General features: G+C 56.1%; 20 protein-coding genes. 14 read left to right on the top strand and 6 right to left on the bottom strand.

Annotation, left to right across the window (positions count from 1 at the left end):
- Positions 1–62 precede the first annotated feature (62 nt).
- Complete coding sequence (locus COMA2_RS13780) at positions 63–635, top strand: class I SAM-dependent methyltransferase (protein WP_175304612.1); 573 nt, start codon at positions 63–65, stop codon at positions 633–635.
- Here the strand turns inward: COMA2_RS13780 and COMA2_RS13775 are convergent.
- Positions 632–1,330: an HAD family hydrolase gene (locus tag COMA2_RS13775; protein ID WP_139077359.1), complete on the bottom strand. Its 699-nt coding sequence runs from the start codon at positions 1,328–1,330 to the stop codon at positions 632–634. The two genes, COMA2_RS13780 and COMA2_RS13775, sit on opposite strands and share 4 nt — an antisense overlap.
- 80 nt (positions 1,331–1,410) lie before the next feature.
- On the opposite strand from COMA2_RS13775, the gene der reads away from it, so the two are divergent.
- Both der and COMA2_RS19840 read left to right on the top strand, forming a co-directional pair.
- Positions 1,411–2,793, top strand: coding sequence for a ribosome biogenesis GTPase Der (der, locus tag COMA2_RS13770; protein WP_090899249.1), 1,383 nt, complete (start codon positions 1,411–1,413; stop codon positions 2,791–2,793).
- Positions 2,794–2,959: 166 nt separating this feature from the next.
- Positions 2,960–3,118 (top strand): PIN domain-containing protein, encoded by a 159-nt coding sequence (locus COMA2_RS19840; protein WP_139077357.1) that lies wholly within the window; start codon positions 2,960–2,962, stop codon positions 3,116–3,118.
- 32 nt (positions 3,119–3,150) lie between these two features.
- Here COMA2_RS19840 and COMA2_RS13765 read toward each other — a convergent pair whose 3' ends face one another.
- Positions 3,151–3,876: an FAD-binding oxidoreductase gene (locus tag COMA2_RS13765; RefSeq protein ID WP_090899246.1), complete on the bottom strand. Its 726-nt coding sequence runs from the start codon at positions 3,874–3,876 to the stop codon at positions 3,151–3,153.
- A gap of 316 nt (positions 3,877–4,192) precedes the next feature.
- On the opposite strand from COMA2_RS13765, the gene COMA2_RS13760 reads away from it, so the two are divergent.
- From COMA2_RS13760 to COMA2_RS13745, 4 genes are read left to right on the top strand one after another with little or no spacing between them, the layout of a single operon-like run.
- Positions 4,193–5,416: a hypothetical protein gene (locus tag COMA2_RS13760; RefSeq protein WP_090899243.1), complete on the top strand. Its 1,224-nt coding sequence runs from the start codon at positions 4,193–4,195 to the stop codon at positions 5,414–5,416.
- Positions 5,417–5,423: 7 nt separating this feature from the next.
- On the top strand, positions 5,424–6,107 hold the full coding sequence (locus tag COMA2_RS13755) for an RNA polymerase sigma factor (RefSeq protein WP_090899240.1): 684 nt from the start codon (positions 5,424–5,426) through the stop codon (positions 6,105–6,107).
- Positions 6,108–6,124: 17 nt separating this feature from the next.
- Positions 6,125–6,430, top strand: coding sequence for an anti-sigma factor family protein (locus COMA2_RS13750; protein WP_090899237.1), 306 nt, complete (start codon positions 6,125–6,127; stop codon positions 6,428–6,430).
- A 27-nt stretch (positions 6,431–6,457) separates the two neighbouring features.
- Complete coding sequence (locus tag COMA2_RS13745) at positions 6,458–8,164, top strand: hypothetical protein (RefSeq protein ID WP_139077355.1); 1,707 nt, start codon at positions 6,458–6,460, stop codon at positions 8,162–8,164.
- Positions 8,165–8,341: 177 nt separating this feature from the next.
- Here COMA2_RS13745 and COMA2_RS13740 read toward each other — a convergent pair whose 3' ends face one another.
- Together COMA2_RS13740 and COMA2_RS13735 are read right to left on the bottom strand one after the other, a co-directional pair.
- Positions 8,342–8,824 carry a hemerythrin domain-containing protein gene (locus COMA2_RS13740; protein WP_175304610.1) on the bottom strand — a complete coding sequence of 161 codons (483 nt, stop codon included), beginning with the start codon at positions 8,822–8,824 and terminating at the stop codon, positions 8,342–8,344.
- Positions 8,825–8,910: 86 nt separating this feature from the next.
- A complete protein-coding gene (locus tag COMA2_RS13735; RefSeq protein WP_090899227.1) occupies positions 8,911–9,435 on the bottom strand; it encodes a DUF421 domain-containing protein in 525 nt (174 codons plus the stop codon).
- Between the two features lie 316 nt (positions 9,436–9,751).
- On the opposite strand from COMA2_RS13735, the gene COMA2_RS13730 reads away from it, so the two are divergent.
- The 7 genes from COMA2_RS13730 to COMA2_RS13705 all read left to right on the top strand — a co-directional run bounded on the left by COMA2_RS13730 (position 9,752) and on the right by COMA2_RS13705 (position 13,521).
- Positions 9,752–10,063: a hypothetical protein gene (locus tag COMA2_RS13730; protein WP_090899224.1), complete on the top strand. Its 312-nt coding sequence runs from the start codon at positions 9,752–9,754 to the stop codon at positions 10,061–10,063.
- A gap of 121 nt (positions 10,064–10,184) precedes the next feature.
- Complete coding sequence (locus tag COMA2_RS13725) at positions 10,185–10,727, top strand: low affinity iron permease family protein (RefSeq protein WP_090899221.1); 543 nt, start codon at positions 10,185–10,187, stop codon at positions 10,725–10,727.
- 355 nt (positions 10,728–11,082) lie between these two features.
- Positions 11,083–11,583: a hypothetical protein gene (locus COMA2_RS13720; protein WP_090899218.1), complete on the top strand. Its 501-nt coding sequence runs from the start codon at positions 11,083–11,085 to the stop codon at positions 11,581–11,583.
- A gap of 8 nt (positions 11,584–11,591) precedes the next feature.
- Positions 11,592–12,038, top strand: coding sequence for a DUF421 domain-containing protein (locus tag COMA2_RS13715; RefSeq protein ID WP_090899424.1), 447 nt, complete (start codon positions 11,592–11,594; stop codon positions 12,036–12,038).
- Positions 12,039–12,133: 95 nt separating this feature from the next.
- Positions 12,134–12,403 carry a hypothetical protein gene (locus tag COMA2_RS20515; protein ID WP_217490753.1) on the top strand — a complete coding sequence of 90 codons (270 nt, stop codon included), beginning with the start codon at positions 12,134–12,136 and terminating at the stop codon, positions 12,401–12,403.
- 354 nt (positions 12,404–12,757) lie between these two features.
- Positions 12,758–12,916, top strand: coding sequence for a hypothetical protein (locus COMA2_RS20510; protein WP_217490752.1), 159 nt, complete (start codon positions 12,758–12,760; stop codon positions 12,914–12,916).
- 248 nt (positions 12,917–13,164) lie between these two features.
- Entirely contained in the window at positions 13,165–13,521 is a 357-nt protein-coding gene (locus tag COMA2_RS13705; RefSeq protein ID WP_090899216.1) for a hypothetical protein, read from the top strand.
- A 15-nt stretch (positions 13,522–13,536) separates the two neighbouring features.
- Here the strand turns inward: COMA2_RS13705 and COMA2_RS13700 are convergent, their stop codons facing one another.
- Both COMA2_RS13700 and COMA2_RS13695 read right to left on the bottom strand, forming a co-directional pair.
- Entirely contained in the window at positions 13,537–13,722 is a 186-nt protein-coding gene (locus COMA2_RS13700) for a hypothetical protein (RefSeq protein ID WP_090899213.1), read from the bottom strand.
- Positions 13,723–14,050: 328 nt separating this feature from the next.
- Positions 14,051–14,485, bottom strand: coding sequence for a hypothetical protein (locus tag COMA2_RS13695; RefSeq protein WP_090899210.1), 435 nt, complete (start codon positions 14,483–14,485; stop codon positions 14,051–14,053).
- Between the last annotated feature and the right edge of the window lie 42 nt (positions 14,486–14,527).

Raw genomic sequence — 14,527 nt, 5'->3', positions numbered from 1 at the left:
ATACTATCGGCGCAATGGGGTTCTACAGCGATCACATCTTCCCGCGGCTTATGGAATGTGTCATGGCCGGAGATGAATTTCTTCGCTTGCGCGGGGAGCTACTCGCTTCGGTCCAGGGTGAAGTCCTAGAACTCGGGATAGGAACCGGTCTGAATCTGCCGCACTATCCGGAGACCGTCACAGGGCTTCATGCGGTCGATCCAGCCCATTTCCTCCCAAAAACAGTCGCAGCACGCAGCGCCTGCCTCTCGTTTCCTGTTCACATCCAAAGGGGCAGCGCCGAGACCCTAACCCACGCCGATCGACGTTTCGATTATGTCGTCAGCACTTGGACGCTCTGCACGATTCCTGACCCCGTGCAAGCGTTACGGGAAGTGGCGCGGGTGCTGAAGCCGGGAGGGCGGTTTCTATTCCTGGAACATGGGCGCAGCGACGACCGAAAGATCGCCGCGTGGCAGGACCGGCTGAATCCGATTCAGAACGTGATCGGCTGCGGATGCAACCTGAACCGGCAGATCGATCGGCTGATTACCCAGTCCGGCTTCACAATCGCTCACCTCGATCGATTCAGCATGGAGGGTGTGCCCACATTGGTTGGCGAGATGTACCAGGGCACGGCAACCAAAACCAATTAGGCTGGTGACCGGCCGTTGAGCAGCGGCGCGAATCCGGCAACGGAGAAAAACCGGGAGAGCGGAGACGGCGGTAAGTGCGAACTCGACTTGGCGCTGTGAATTAGGTGGGCCACCCCGAACTCTTTCGCGGCTATCAGGCATCCTTCATCGTCATCCATGAACAGGGATCGCGAGGGATCGAACCCCAACAAGCGCTGACAATTCGGCCAATACTCCGGCCTCATCTTGAGATAGCCGACCTCAAACGCATCCACGATCCGATCGACGTAGCGATCCAGGCCGGTCTTGGCGACCTTCACCGACACACCCGTGGAATGGGCATTGGTCACGATGGTCACAGGCTTCCCGAGCCGCCGAAGATGGCGCAAGAAGTCCTCGGCGCCCGGCAGAAAACCGATCATGTGATCGAGTTCCTTGTGCATCGCCACCACATCGATGCCGACCCGCTTCGTCCAGTAGTCCAGGTCCGTCCACGCTAATTCGCCTTCTACCGATCGGTACATCGCCATCAAACGATCTCGGGCCGCCTCAAACGGGAGGGCGTGGAGCGTGGCATATCGACGCGGCAGCTCTTCTTCGAAAAAGAAGTTATCGAAATGACGGTCAAGCAACGTGCCGTCCATATCCAGCAGCACGTCATCGATCTGCGCCCAGTCGGGGAAGCGCTGAGTATCACACGCCGAGCGTTGAGTCATGCCGGAAGTATACCGGAAGGCCAAAAGAGAAACGAGACAGGTTGTCTTTGAGAAAAACCCTATGTTACGGTCGATAACTCATGCCACGCACGAAGTCTGCTCCCAAGCAAGAACCGACGCTGCCGTTGCTCCCGATAGAGGGCGGGCCACCGCCTCTTGTGGCCATCATCGGCCGACCGAACGTGGGGAAGTCGACGCTGTTCAACAAGATCTTAGGCGCGAAGATCGCCATCGTAGACGACGTCCCCGGCGTAACCCGCGACCGTAACTATGCCGATGCCTCATACCGCAATCGAAAGTTTCGGCTCGTCGACACGGGAGGACTGGATCTGTCCGCATCGGACAGCATGTTGACCTTGATTCGACGGCAGTCGGAACTGGCGATCGCTGAAGCGGACATCCTCGTCATGCTCCTGGACGGCCGCTCAGGGCTCACCCCGCCGGATCATGAAGTCGTGAAGCTCTTACGCGGAGTGACGAAGCCCCTGTTCTATGCGATCAACAAGATCGACACGCCGAAATCCGAGCCCCTCCTCGCCGATTTCTATAAGTTGGGCACCGACCAACTCTATGCCGTGTCCGCCGAACACGGTCTGGGTGTCGCCGAGTTGTTGGATGCGATCTATCCGCTGCTCCCATCGACTGACGAATCCGACGAACTGCAACAACTGCCTCGCGTGGCCGTGGTGGGACGTCCGAACGTCGGCAAGTCCACCCTCGTGAACGCGCTGCTGGGAGAGGAACGGGTCGTCGTCAGCAACGTTCCGGGAACGACGCGGGATCCGATCGATTCGCTGGTCACCCACCAGGATCAACGCTATGTCTTCACCGACACGGCCGGCATCAGACGGCGCGGCAAGATCGACCGTGGGGTGGAAGGATACAGTGTCCTTCGATCACTCCGTGCCATCGGTCGGTCCGACATCGCGGTCCTTCTCCTGGACGGCGTGGAAGGGGTCACGGAACAAGACACCAAGATCGCCGGGGCCATTCTCAAACAAGGGCGCGCCTGCATTCTCTTGATCAACAAGTGGGATCTGCGAGCCGGAGACGCTCAGGCGCGACAAGAGTATGAACTTGAATTCCATCGACGATTTCCCTTTCTGACCTGGGCTCCCATCCTGTATGGATCAGCCATCAAGGCGGAATCCATCCACCGCCTCTTCCCGCTCCTCAAGGACGTGCACGCCATGTTCACCAAACGCGTCCCCACCGGAATGTTGAATATCTGGCTGCAGAAAATCCTCGACACCCATCCGCTGCCGGCCCGCAAACACAAGCCGTCAGCCGGCACGAAGTCCGCGTTTATCACACAGGTCGCCACCAAACCGCCGGTCTTCGCATTGTTTGTCGGCCATCCAGAGGACATTACCCCGGCGTATCTGAAATATTTAGAGAATCAACTGCGCGAGACCTACCAATTCACCGGTACCCCGCTCCGCCTCATGGTGAGGAAGAAGTAAGCGCGTTTCGAAGGTCCCTGCCCGTCCCTCTCCCACCGACACACGATGTGTCTGTGCAAAGACCAAGTATTTTTCACGTCGTAGGCATTGACCGTGAGAGTCGTGGTCTTGTTCAAGGCGTTGGTAAGCGTGGTGAGATTGCCCTTGGGTGTCGTAGCCGAACGTCGTGGTGTGGTTCAACGGATCGGTGACGGTGGAGGTGCCCGATCTGCTCATCGCGACCACGGCGCTTCAGCATGGCCTGCCGTTGTGGACGGCGGATAGTGATTTCAAACGAATCGCAGCCGTCGCCCCGTTGCATCTTGAATTGTTTGGAGCCGATTAGCTCTCCGTTGCCATAGCCCATCAACAGACAAGTCATGACTCTTCATTTTCTTCGTCGTACCACTTCTCGCGATAGATCGGGCAGAGACCTTTCGAGCGGAGAAAATCGGTCACGTCCTTGATCATGCCGCCGTTTCCGCAGAGATACACCGCGAGGTTATCCACCGTCTTGACACGCTCCCGCGCCAGAGCGGTGACGCGACCGGTCGGACCAGTCCATCCCGGATCCGGACGAGATAATGTGACGGCATGGTGAAACATGGGATGCCGGGCGGCCAATTCATGCAACTCTTCCTGATAGTACAGATCCCGCTGGGCTCGGAGACCCCAGAGCAAGGACACGACCTGCGAGGTGGCGTTGGGTAACAGGGTATGGAGCATAGACCGGAGTGGGGCAATCCCCGTGCCGGTCGCGACAAACAGGAGATTGCGTGGCGCATCGTCGCGCAGACGAAAGCTTCCCGCCGGCCCTTTGAATCGGACCTGATCGCCAGGTTTGAGATCAAAGAGAAATGTCGAGCCTGGTCCGTGGTCAACGCGGTTGAAGACGAATGTCAGGACGCTCCGTTGACTGGGCGGCGAGGCAATCGAATAGGCACGCGTCATCGGATGCGGTCTCCCTACAACGGGAATCTCAAAAGAAATGAATTGCCCCGGCTGGAAGTCCAGCGTCACGGGCGAGATCAATCGCAAGTCCAGCTCACGGACATCGTGTGTGAGATCATGCACTCGGACAACCTCGGCGGTATTTGTCTGCATCCTTGAGTCCTCCTCTCCATTCAAATATAGTCCGATGCGGACTCTTGATATCTTATCTGAGCCCTTGAACACGAAAATAGACCGACGAGGAACAGGCTGGATTCAGTAATCATCCTAACCACCGCGACTTCCCGCTGCAGGCCAACAAGTTTTTCTGCCCTGACCGGCGCACCCGCTTTCAGGTTGACTCTGATTCTGACCTCATGTTATTCGCATGAGGGATTGGAATTGGTTACGGCACCATGACCTTGAAGATCGAGGAGTTTCCGCCTAGACAGAACAACCCATTCACACTTCCATACTGAACACCTCCTCCATGGATCGATCAGCGCGCTCTCGACAATTATTCCTCACGGTGTTTCTCCTCGGACTCATCCATGCCGGATGCGCCACGGCAAGTCCTCCCGAGGGAGAGAAGGCCCAGGCGCCACCCTCTGAGCCTATCCCATTGGAATCTCAGCTCGATGCCCCTCTGACGTCGCAGGCCCAGACTAATCAGGCCCAAATCGATGAAGCCCTTCCCAGGTCATCGGAGGTCGACGAGGCTGCGCCTGCCCAACCACAGGGCGACCTTCCTACAGTCGTTCAGCCTCAGGATATCGAGACTCAACCGGCTCAGTCCTCCGACAATGAACCAATCCCTCAGCCCCAGACAAACGAGCCTGCGACCGCGCAACAGGAAATCGACCGTCCAGCGCCTGTTTTCATGGACGTGAACCCTTCCATCCGCCTGACGGGACGAGTCTGGCGGGCCAAACCAGGGATCGTCTTCCTGAAGACACCGATCGGGCTCATGTCACTCAGTTCAAAAACCACGCTCAAAACCCTCCCCGCCTCACAAGAAGTGTCTTTTGTGATCCACGAGGACCATGTCGTCGTGGATCTCGTGAGGCGAACCGATGGGACGCTCGCCCATCGCTACCTAACCGGACCGTTCAAACGAGACAGCGGAGATAGCGCCAAATTGGTACGTTGGACACCGGAAAGCGGCGAGAAAGCCTTCCACCTAGGCGCATACGAGCGGGCGCTCGCGTCCCGCAAGGAGGGCGAGCCCGTGACGGTCGAAGTTGACGGCACGGGGACCGTCATCGGTGTGCACGACCTCCAGTTCGACCTTCAGATCGGCCAGATTGCCACCAATGGGGCGAAGGCGCATGTGTTGCTGACCGGCACGATTTCCAAGATGAAGTCCAATTTCATTTTCTTTCGGACTCCCATCGGCATCGTCAACGTCAACACCAAGATCGGGATCAAAAATGCCAAAGTCGGACAGGCCCTGACTTTACATATGCATGATCACCACGTCGTCGCAGATCTCTCGGCTTCCATCGATTCTGCGCTGGTCCGCCGTTTCGTCACCGGTCCGTTGGAATATGCCGATCCGGATCGAACCACCGTCAGGCTCTGGACTCCGGAGGGCGAACAGACCTATCCGACGGATCTTGGCAAGTCCGCGCTGAACGGGGCAAGGGAAGGGACCCCCATTACGGTGGAACTCGGCGGGCAAGGCGACGTCATCGAATTTCACCGGACGAAGTAGCTCATGGATGTTCCGTCCTCGTCTTGACTCTCTTTTCCATCCCCTCGTAGACTCGCTGCGTATGGGCGCCTCACCTACGACTCACCGTTTGTCGACTTCATCCTTAACGGATCCCCGTTCCGTCACGAATTTTGATAGGCTGTACAGAGATCACGTAGATTTGATTTATCGCTTCGCCCATCGGTTGTGTGACGAACCCGAGGCGGCAAAGGATCTGGTACAGGAGACCTTCTTGAATGCCTATCGAGGCTTCGCCCGATTTCGCGGTGACGCCCAGATTTCGACGTGGCTCTACACCATCGCTTCGCGAGCGTGCTTGCGCATGCGGCGCAGACGGAAAGGCGCTCCGGAGCGAGAGTTGTCCCTGGAGGAATTCACGCCCACGTCCGACGGGGAGTTTCGCTTGCAGATTCCGATCGATGGACTCAGCCCCGAAGCCGCGCTCCACAACAAGCAATTGCGCGCCGCGCTCGATGCGGCGATCGACCAACTACCGAAGAAGTACAGAATGGTCTTGGTGCTTCGCGACATGGAGGGGGTCAGCGCCAAGGAGGTCGGAGCCATCATGGGCTTGAACGAACGCGCGGTGAAATCCCGCTTGCACCGGGCTCGACTGTTTGTGCGCCGTCAACTCAGTGCGCGAGACCTCGGTGAACCGTTCACCGATCACACCCACGCCTCACGTAGGTAGCGGAAAGACGACTTCATATGGCACAACGTAGCGCGTCCAAGCGGAAACGGCAGGCTCCAACGATTCCGCCACCACACACCCATGGGAAAAGCCGATGTCTGCGCATCCTTCGCCAGTTGTCCGCCTATATCGATGACGAGCTCTCCGTAAATATTTGCCAAGAAATTCGTCAACATCTGGGCGCGTGCCCTAATTGTGAAACGTTCGTGACATCGTTACGCCAAACCGTCTCGCTCTGTCGCCATAGTCCGGCGCCCACGCTATCGACAGCCGACCGGGCGTTGATGCGCGAGAAAATCATAAAGACCGCCTTAACCCGATGACCCCACAACAACATGACTCTTTTCATCATGACTAAAAACCTATCACTTGGAATGCTGTTCCTTTTGGGACTGTTGACGGCTTTTGAGACGGCCTTGCCCGACCTTGTGGCTGCGGCGTCCAAACCACCTCAAAAGGCAACTAAAAACAAGACCATCCATAAAACCGCCGTCGATACGGCCCTTCGATATGCCGAAGCGATCGCCAAAGGCGACAGGATCACGACCGGACAGCTGGACTTCGCCTGCCAATACAAGCTCCTGACGGTGCCGCCGGCCGATCCTCAGAATCCACCGACAACCGATGCGTGGCACGAGGGTTGTTGGCGAGAGCTGACCGCAGGCCATGCCCCGCACTTGAAGCGTTCGGACATCGGCATGAACGTACTGTGGCCCAGCACGGGCCCCCTGGTCTTTTACGGGGATGAGCTCGCCCGCGCTCAGGCCTCCGCCTTTGTGATGGATGCTCTCGGAATCGCACCGCCCGGAACGGGCCTGCATCTGTCTGTCACAAAGAGCCGTCCGATCCCGAACGGATCCTTCCGACTGAAGCCGAACGGAAAAGTCCTCGGTGTCCCCACCACGCTGGTTGATCTGACCATCCACTACCATGACCCCCTCACCTCGCCGGTGACGTACGGTCCAGGCACCGTCCAGTGGACAAACACGATCAAACGCGAGCGACGCGCCGTGAAATCCATCACCACGCAATGGGTGGTCTTCACCGGACTCAGGTTCCATGGGTTCCCGCGCGACGCGGCTGTCTTCCACCTCCCTGTTGCCGCCACGCCTCAGACAGCGGGCATGGTGGCCGACAAGATACCGTTCACGACCGAGATCAGCCGCGCCCTTCCTGGCTCTATCGTCTGGTGGGGTCCTGAAGATCAGCCAGGAACGCTGACCGCCGCCGCCGCTCGCGCCGCGACGTTTCCCGAATTACGCGATCGCGTCGCCTTGCTTAATCGCATCTTGATCATCGACCCGCATCAGGTCGATGCGCTGACGGTTCTGACCAGACATCTCTATGCGATCCTGCTTCGGGAAGCAGCCCAGAGTCACAAACTGAACGTCAAGGATCCGGCGTTATCGCTGACCGTCAATGAGTTCTATTGGAACATCTATGCGGCCGCCGGCCGCCTCGACCTCGCAAACGGCATGGAGATGGGCGGATTCTCGAAACCGACTCCGGCAGACTTCCTGTACCGGCTGTTGCCTGCGTTGGAAACCCTTGCGAAAACCCATCCTGAGCAGTTGGATGCCCGCTTCCGGCTCGGCATGGCCTATCGCTGGAACAACGACCAGATTCCCATGATCGAAACGTTCGAAGCGTTGGTCAAAGACATTCCGACCGACCGAAAAACACCCAAAGCCGAGGCGTTGGCGCAGCTGGCCTGGTCGCGTATCAATAAAGTGGCATGGAATCGGATCTTGCACGACCCTGACAGCATCCGAGCGTACGAGAATGCGCAGGCTTCATCGGCCCTCGCCGAGTTGCCGCTCGACAAGTTTCTCGCGGAATACACCATGGCCTACAGTATGATTTTCATGCCGAACTATGAGGATAAAAGCCAGATCCTCCAGCATCTGACCGAGGCCAAACGCTGGTTTGATGAGATCCCTGGAAAAGACGACGAGGTTTGGCACTATTTCCTCCACAGCGAATTGCTGAAGGCCGTGCTCGACGCCGATCCGATGTTCCAACCTATCCTCGCCGCGGCTGAGAAACCCAAGGGGTAGCCGCCTAATTTGCAGTCAGGGATTTGATCTAGATCTAATTGCCAGGCTCGTCATGCTTCCGAGGCTGCTCAAACGGTTCGACTGGCCCTCTGGCAAACTAGTTGCTGAAATTGCTCTCAGGCTGCGCGGCGGGCCTCTCTCTTGGTCGGAAAGACCCAGCCCGCCCACGCCGCTTCCCTACCGTTTCGAGGCCTTCTTCTGACCCGCGAGCTTGTTGGTCATGGTTTCCCGGCGCTTCATCACCGTTGTTTCCAGCTTGTCCCAGTCAATCTCACTCTCTTGCGCCTTGGGCAATATTTGCCCTTCTTCTTCCTCGATATGGTGTTTCACCAGCTCCCCCAGGACTTTGAACTTCGCCTGAAACACCTCGTCCTTCGGTTTGAGTTTCTTGAGTTCCTTGACTAGGACATGGACGAGATGATGCTCTTCCACGGCCTGATTCATCATCTCGTCCTCGTCGATCTGTTTCCGGATCGACGGGTAGATCAGCTTTTCCTCCAAATCGGCATGGACCTCGAGCTCCATGATCGCGGTGGCGGCGATGTCCGCCTGCTCTCGACCCTCGGCGGACTCGAAGTCTTCAAATAGGCCCTTCACTTTTGCGTGGTCCTCTTTCAACATCTCGATGATGCCGGATGCGACAGCTGCCGTACCTGCCATAACGACCTCCTTGTTTAAATCGCCCCAAAGAACCCTGCGAGCCAACCCCTTCATACTTCCATATCGCCAAGGTACGTGACTCACCACTAGGTCTCTCCCTGAGCGGGAAGCGGCGGTGGGACCTCCTTCGGAGGGTGAGCCGGATCCTCGCGCTCCAGAGGAATCGCACTGATGTGTCCGGTCTCTTCCAGCGTGGCGCTTCTGATCCCTTCCGGAGAGGAATGGCCCAGCTTGCGCAACCCGGCGAGGAGTTCCTCATAAGTGAGCCCTTCGCTTTTCAGTGCCTCGTAGTCCACACAGGCATCCTGGATCAGAGGTTGGGGACGACTGCGCACGATTCGACGAATGAAGGTGGAGCGGGCGCAGGCCAGGGCGAGCAGCTGATGAGCGCCGAACACCGTGGCGACGAAAGTGAGCGCGTTCAGGGCCCCCTCGCGCAGCGCCGTCGTCTGCAGCACCACACTAATGGTAATGAGGATCACGAGATCAAATGTGGTGGTCTGGCCCGCGAGCCGTTTTCCAGCGAGCCGCATGATCAGCACGAGGATCGCATAATAAGCAAAGGCGAGCCCCACCTGCACAAGAATGTCCTGGAGCAGACTTCCACTCATGACAGTTGTAAGATCCCCGCGGACCCTGTTCGCTTTAGCTTCATTGCACTATCTATACACATGTAGGTTGGTCTCTTGGCTGTCATAGCGAGCATTCTCGCCGGCTCGGAACATTGACGTGTGGCATCTTGTGGAAACGCCCTGGGCAGCTCCCGGAGCGCCTCCGCAGAATTCATCTCAGATTAGGGTAAAGTCGCCTTATAGCCTACTAGGGGTTTCCGCATTGGGCTGTGACTGCGCAATTAGATAGAACAGGTCCTGGAAAATGCACCGAATCAAGCGAGCGGCCTAGAAAAGTGGGAGGAAGGAACTCTTCATGCACTTAATACAAATTTTTCTTCCGGTTCGCGATAACAACAAGAAGGCGTTTCCAAAAGCTAAATACATTCGCATGCGCAAGGCGCTCACCAAAAAGTTCGGTGGGTTGACGGCTTATACGCACGCACCGGCCGAAGGCTTATGGAAGGATGACCAAAATGACGCTCATCATGATGAGATGGTTATTTTTGAAGTGATGGCCCCTAAGTTGGATAAGCAGTGGTGGGAAAAATATAAACAATGGCTCGAAAACACTTTCGCTCAGGATGAAATTATCATACGGGTTCATAACGTAATGATTCTCGAATAGAGAGTTACGCTCTTTCTCCATTTTTGCCCGCCGTGCGGCCTCGCCCACGATTTCGATTAGCGATCACTATCAAGGGCTTTAGCTAGTAGTCCACGGCCATACTTCCGTCATAGATAAGCATATGGAAAATTCTCCGCCCCTTGGCAAACACACCAATGTATTTAACCGGCTGGCAAATCATTGCGCTCGTTTGCTCGGGACCGCCCGAGCATTCGGAATTGCGATGATGATTGTCGCGGCCTGGGCGATCACCGGCCCAATTTTCCATTTCAGCGACACCTGGCAATTGGTCATCAATACCGGCACCACCATTGTGACGTTCCTGATGGTCTTCCTGATCCAGAACACCCAGAATCGTGACAGCGCGGCGATTCAACTCAAACTGGACGAGGTCATCCGTTCGACCCGAGGCGCGCACAATGCCATGTTGGATCTTGAGAAACTCTCCCAGCAAGACTTGGACAACATCCAATCGTTGTATCAGCAGCTGGCCGACCAGGCCCGGCAAGGTGCGGCGCGTGGTGAGGCCGCGACAGGCACCCCGATCATTCACGCCGCCGCGCTCATGGAATGTCTTGAAGAGAAACTAGAAGAGAAACGCGAAACGAACGGAAGCATGTCCCGGCCGCCAAGAAAACCTAAAAGCACGACCCTTAGGAAATGATGGACCGACGCCCTTAGTCCACATAGCTGTGCCTGTCCCACTTCCGTCGGCCTCCTCAAGCCTGCTGCTCGCTCACATCTAGCCCTTCCTACTAGGAAAGTACATAGCGGGAATATCGACAGGAGGAGGGACTCTTTAAATGTTACTCTCGCCATTGATTTTTTTAACGTCCTACACGACCTTCGATATGGTTAACCCGTGGCGTGCATCGAAATCCGTGATGCAATGAGACGCAAGAGTCTCACGCCACCCTGCCGGACGCCTCCGTACCCTATGCTCTTTTCGTTTGATGTGGGTCAGCCCTTCCAGGGGAATTGCCAGTTGCGACCATTCTCAGAAAGAAGCATTGAGAACTATGGCGAATGGTTCGGACTTAGAGATCGAGAAGGATCTGAATTTCCAATATCGCACCTGGCGTATCCAACGTATCGGCTGGATCGTCATGGCATTGATCATTTGCGCGGGGCTTGCGGGGTTGTTTGGTCACCACCCATTTACCAAGAAAACTAAAGAAACGGCTAATAAAGAATTATCCGTGGAATACACCCCCTATACTCGCTATGAAAGTCAGGATGACCTTCGGGTGCGGTTCACCTCTGACCCGAGTCACCTCACGCAGATCATCCGTCTCTGGTTTGACGAAGCGTATCTCGATTCGCTGAATGTGGTCGCTGTCTCGCCCCTTCCTCTCCGAGGGGAGTCACGAAAGGGCCAACGCGCATTCGTGTTCCAGAGTGACGGGCGGCCGTTCACGGCCACTTTTAGTGTCCAGCTCCACAAGTTTGGCGTCGTGCAGGGGAGTATCGGTACCGACACCGGTGAGGTCCTGCCAATAACCCATTTCGTGTGGCCGTAGGGGGGTCCATGGATGCGATTCTGAGAGCGTGCTTGGTGTATGTATTTCTGCTGATCCTCTTCCGCATCGCCGGCCGTCGCACACTCTCGCAAATGACGAGTTTTGATTTCGTCTTGCTCCTGATCATCAGTGAAGCGACTCAGAATGCCATGATCGGGAACGATTATTCGTTGAGCAACGGCTTCCTGGTCATTCTCACGCTTGTCGGAATCGACATCGGCCTCTCGTTATTGAAGCAACGCTTCCCCACCATAGAACGCTACCTGGACGGCTTGCCGCTGGTGCTTGTGGCGGATGGACAGCCGATACGCGAGCTGTTGAAACGCGCCCGGGTCGATGAACAGGATATCTTATCTTCCGCGAGAGAAAAGCACGGCCTGGAACGGATGGAGCAAATTCGATATGCCGTTCTTGAAAATCACGGCGGCATTTCCATCATCCCAAAGGAGAAGTAGGCGCCTGCAACAGATCGAGGAAGATCGCGTCGATGGCAAGATGACCGAGCTGCTCCAGAATCGTCCGCGGCATGTCTCGTTTACAGAGAAAGAATATGAAGAACTTGAGCACAATACCGGCGTTTCCGAGTCTGATCCTCGCGTCTTGTCAGTCACCTGATAGAACGGCCATTCGGACGGTGGCCAAAGGAGACAGCGCCGAGCACGATGGTTCTGCCTCCGGCGCAACAGTCCGCCGATTCACGACCGGATCAATTTTCTTCATCGGCAATGCCACCGTGCTCATCCGCCATGCAGGCTTCACGCTCTTGACCGATCCGACCTTCATTCACAACATGGCGAAGTGCCTCTGGGTTATGGCTTGAAGACGACGAGGCTCACTAACCCGGCAGCGGAGATTCACAAGCTGCCCCCCTTGGACCTTATTCTCCTCTCGAATTTTCATGGCGATCACTTTGACCAAGTGGCCGAGCGTGACCTGAACAAAGCCACTCGATCGTGACGACGCAGTCTGCAGCAGAGGAATTAGCCGAGCGCGGATTTACAAATATTCACCCACTCGAAACAGGGGGCCGATCACGATCGAAAAAGGCGAGGCCCGTCTTCGGATCACCGCCATGCCTGGTCAGCACGCACCACGACTGATCCACCTGGCGTTGCCGGAAGTCATGGGCGGTATGTTGGAGTTTCAATCCGCTTCCTAACCCGTGCAGTTCAGGATGTACATCACGGGCGATACACTCGTGATCGATGAGTTGAGGGAGATCCCGCGCCGCTATCCGAACATCGATGTAGGCCTTCTACACCTGGGCGGGACCCGTGTGCTCGGTCTCCTCGTGACCATGGACGGCAAACAAGGCGATTCCCATTCACTATAACTATGATCGATTTCAGTCGCCGCTGTCCGAATTTCAGGAGGAAGCCAAGGCGGCCGGCCTGCAAGATCGCCTTCGCTTCTGAAGCATGGCGAGACCTACAATTTCGATGTACAGACCAGGCAATCATGAAATCTAGGTGAGCTTCCCTAATCCGTTTGAGATAGGTTCCTAGTGATTTACCTAGGTTGCGGGACGGGTCTCGTGAGGCACTCTCATGTAGAGGTTTATTCTATAAGGAGGGAAAGATTATGAGTCTTCAGACAAAAGCACTGGGAGGGGTTGTTTTAACAGTTCTGATTAGTTTGGGCCTGTCTACCAATGCCTTTTCATCCGCAGATAGAACTGTATATGACAAACCTGACGTGCAACCAGGTAAGATCATCAAAGGCAAAGTGATGAGAATCGATGAGCAGTCCGCGCAATCGTGGAATGTTTCGGTAAAAGATCAGGAAACGGGCGAAACAGTGGTTATCCATATCGACAAGACCACCACAAGAAAAGACATCATGCTCCCTCCCAGTTTAGGGGATAACGTCATCGCGAAATACCACCGGCAGAATAATCATGCCACTTCCTTTCTGACAGACCAGACGATGAATCGATGAAGCACAGAATACAGGTCAACAGTGCTCCCCGTATTCTTCTCCCATGAACAACAGCGGCACATGCGGCGCGAGCAACAACAGGCTCGCCGCAAGCCGCTGCGCGGGAGGGGAAAGTAACGCACTCAATCGGTCGCCTGCGGCGCGATTGCCGATCGTGATTCTGAATACAGACGACGAAGCGGTCTCCCGGAAGTCCCGCATTCGCATCCATAGCCGCCTCGATGGGGCGGCAACAGGACACGTACATCATTGAGATCCCTTTCCGCTACGATATGCGCGCGCATAGCCTTGCGCCGTCGAAGCCGACTCAGCGGTGTCTTTGATCTCCCGGAGAATGTGGACTTTGCCGTCCTCCTGAAACAACGCGCCGCATTCTGGCCGATCTATGTTCTTCACTTCACGCATGCGGACAAATGGCGTGTAGCATACGATTTCGCTCCGCTAAAAAGCGATTTTCTACGTTCCGTAGTCGACGCCTGATTATTTAGACAGGAACTCCTCCTTGACAGGGAGTCGGTGACGCAGGTCGCTAGTTTTCTTTCGGATTGCAGTCAGCCGAGGCATGTTCGGTTCTGCGATCGGTTCCTCTGTTCGCTCGAATCCACAGAGCATGATTCTGATTGTCGACATTCGCTGAAATACGATCCCCTTGCTGGATGGGGGGTTTCTCCGTCGTCTCGTCGGCCTTCACGCTTACTTCCTTTCCGCCCTCTTCTTTTACAAGGTAGGTCGCACCATCCACGCGGAGTACTTCACCAAAAATTATATGGCTTCCCCGCGTAGCATCTTGTTCAGCCCGCTTAGCAGTTTGCCCGTGGGGAATCTCACATGGGACTTCGACTCCTTTCTTTTGGGCTTTCGTATTCGGGTCTCCGGCGGCCGCTACATTTTCCACCTGTGCCATGTGGAATAGGAACAGGAGCGTTCCGCCTACCAAGACAGTCAGGAATGTTGAGCATCTCATAATACCTCCTCGGTCGATTAGTATGTGGGACCGATATCTTTG

The sequence above is a fragment of the Candidatus Nitrospira nitrificans genome, assembly GCF_001458775.1.
In the GTDB taxonomy this organism is placed as follows: Bacteria; Nitrospirota; Nitrospiria; order Nitrospirales; family Nitrospiraceae; genus Nitrospira_D; species Nitrospira_D nitrificans.
Note: the sequence above shows the minus strand (reverse complement) of the source record. Positions and strands in the feature narration are given on the sequence as shown.

Bases quoted from the DNA above. Each gene is read 5' to 3' on its own strand.
- COMA2_RS13725 (WP_090899221.1), top strand. From the start codon at position 10,185: ATGGAAAATTCTCCGCCCCTTGGCAAACACACCAATGTATTTAACCGG.
- COMA2_RS13765 (WP_090899246.1), bottom strand. From the start codon at position 3,876: ATGCAGACAAATACCGCCGAGGTTGTCCGAGTGCATGATCTCACACAC.
- COMA2_RS13715 (WP_090899424.1), top strand. From the start codon at position 11,592: ATGGATGCGATTCTGAGAGCGTGCTTGGTGTATGTATTTCTGCTGATC.
- COMA2_RS20510 (WP_217490752.1), top strand. From the start codon at position 12,758: ATGTACATCACGGGCGATACACTCGTGATCGATGAGTTGAGGGAGATC.
- der (WP_090899249.1), top strand. From the start codon at position 1,411: ATGCCACGCACGAAGTCTGCTCCCAAGCAAGAACCGACGCTGCCGTTG.
- COMA2_RS20515 (WP_217490753.1), top strand. From the start codon at position 12,134: ATGAAGAACTTGAGCACAATACCGGCGTTTCCGAGTCTGATCCTCGCG.
- COMA2_RS13735 (WP_090899227.1), bottom strand. From the start codon at position 9,435: ATGAGTGGAAGTCTGCTCCAGGACATTCTTGTGCAGGTGGGGCTCGCC.
- COMA2_RS13740 (WP_175304610.1), bottom strand. From the start codon at position 8,824: ATGGCAGGTACGGCAGCTGTCGCATCCGGCATCATCGAGATGTTGAAA.
- COMA2_RS13775 (WP_139077359.1), bottom strand. From the start codon at position 1,330: ATGACTCAACGCTCGGCGTGTGATACTCAGCGCTTCCCCGACTGGGCG.
- COMA2_RS13750 (WP_090899237.1), top strand. From the start codon at position 6,125: ATGGCACAACGTAGCGCGTCCAAGCGGAAACGGCAGGCTCCAACGATT.
- COMA2_RS13780 (WP_175304612.1), top strand. From the start codon at position 63: ATGGCCGGAGATGAATTTCTTCGCTTGCGCGGGGAGCTACTCGCTTCG.
- COMA2_RS13730 (WP_090899224.1), top strand. From the start codon at position 9,752: ATGCACTTAATACAAATTTTTCTTCCGGTTCGCGATAACAACAAGAAG.
- COMA2_RS13695 (WP_090899210.1), bottom strand. From the start codon at position 14,485: ATGAGATGCTCAACATTCCTGACTGTCTTGGTAGGCGGAACGCTCCTG.
- COMA2_RS13700 (WP_090899213.1), bottom strand. From the start codon at position 13,722: ATGCGGGACTTCCGGGAGACCGCTTCGTCGTCTGTATTCAGAATCACG.
- COMA2_RS13755 (WP_090899240.1), top strand. From the start codon at position 5,424: ATGTTCCGTCCTCGTCTTGACTCTCTTTTCCATCCCCTCGTAGACTCG.
- COMA2_RS13745 (WP_139077355.1), top strand. From the start codon at position 6,458: ATGACTAAAAACCTATCACTTGGAATGCTGTTCCTTTTGGGACTGTTG.
- COMA2_RS13705 (WP_090899216.1), top strand. From the start codon at position 13,165: ATGAGTCTTCAGACAAAAGCACTGGGAGGGGTTGTTTTAACAGTTCTG.
- COMA2_RS13720 (WP_090899218.1), top strand. From the start codon at position 11,083: ATGGCGAATGGTTCGGACTTAGAGATCGAGAAGGATCTGAATTTCCAA.
- COMA2_RS13760 (WP_090899243.1), top strand. From the start codon at position 4,193: ATGGATCGATCAGCGCGCTCTCGACAATTATTCCTCACGGTGTTTCTC.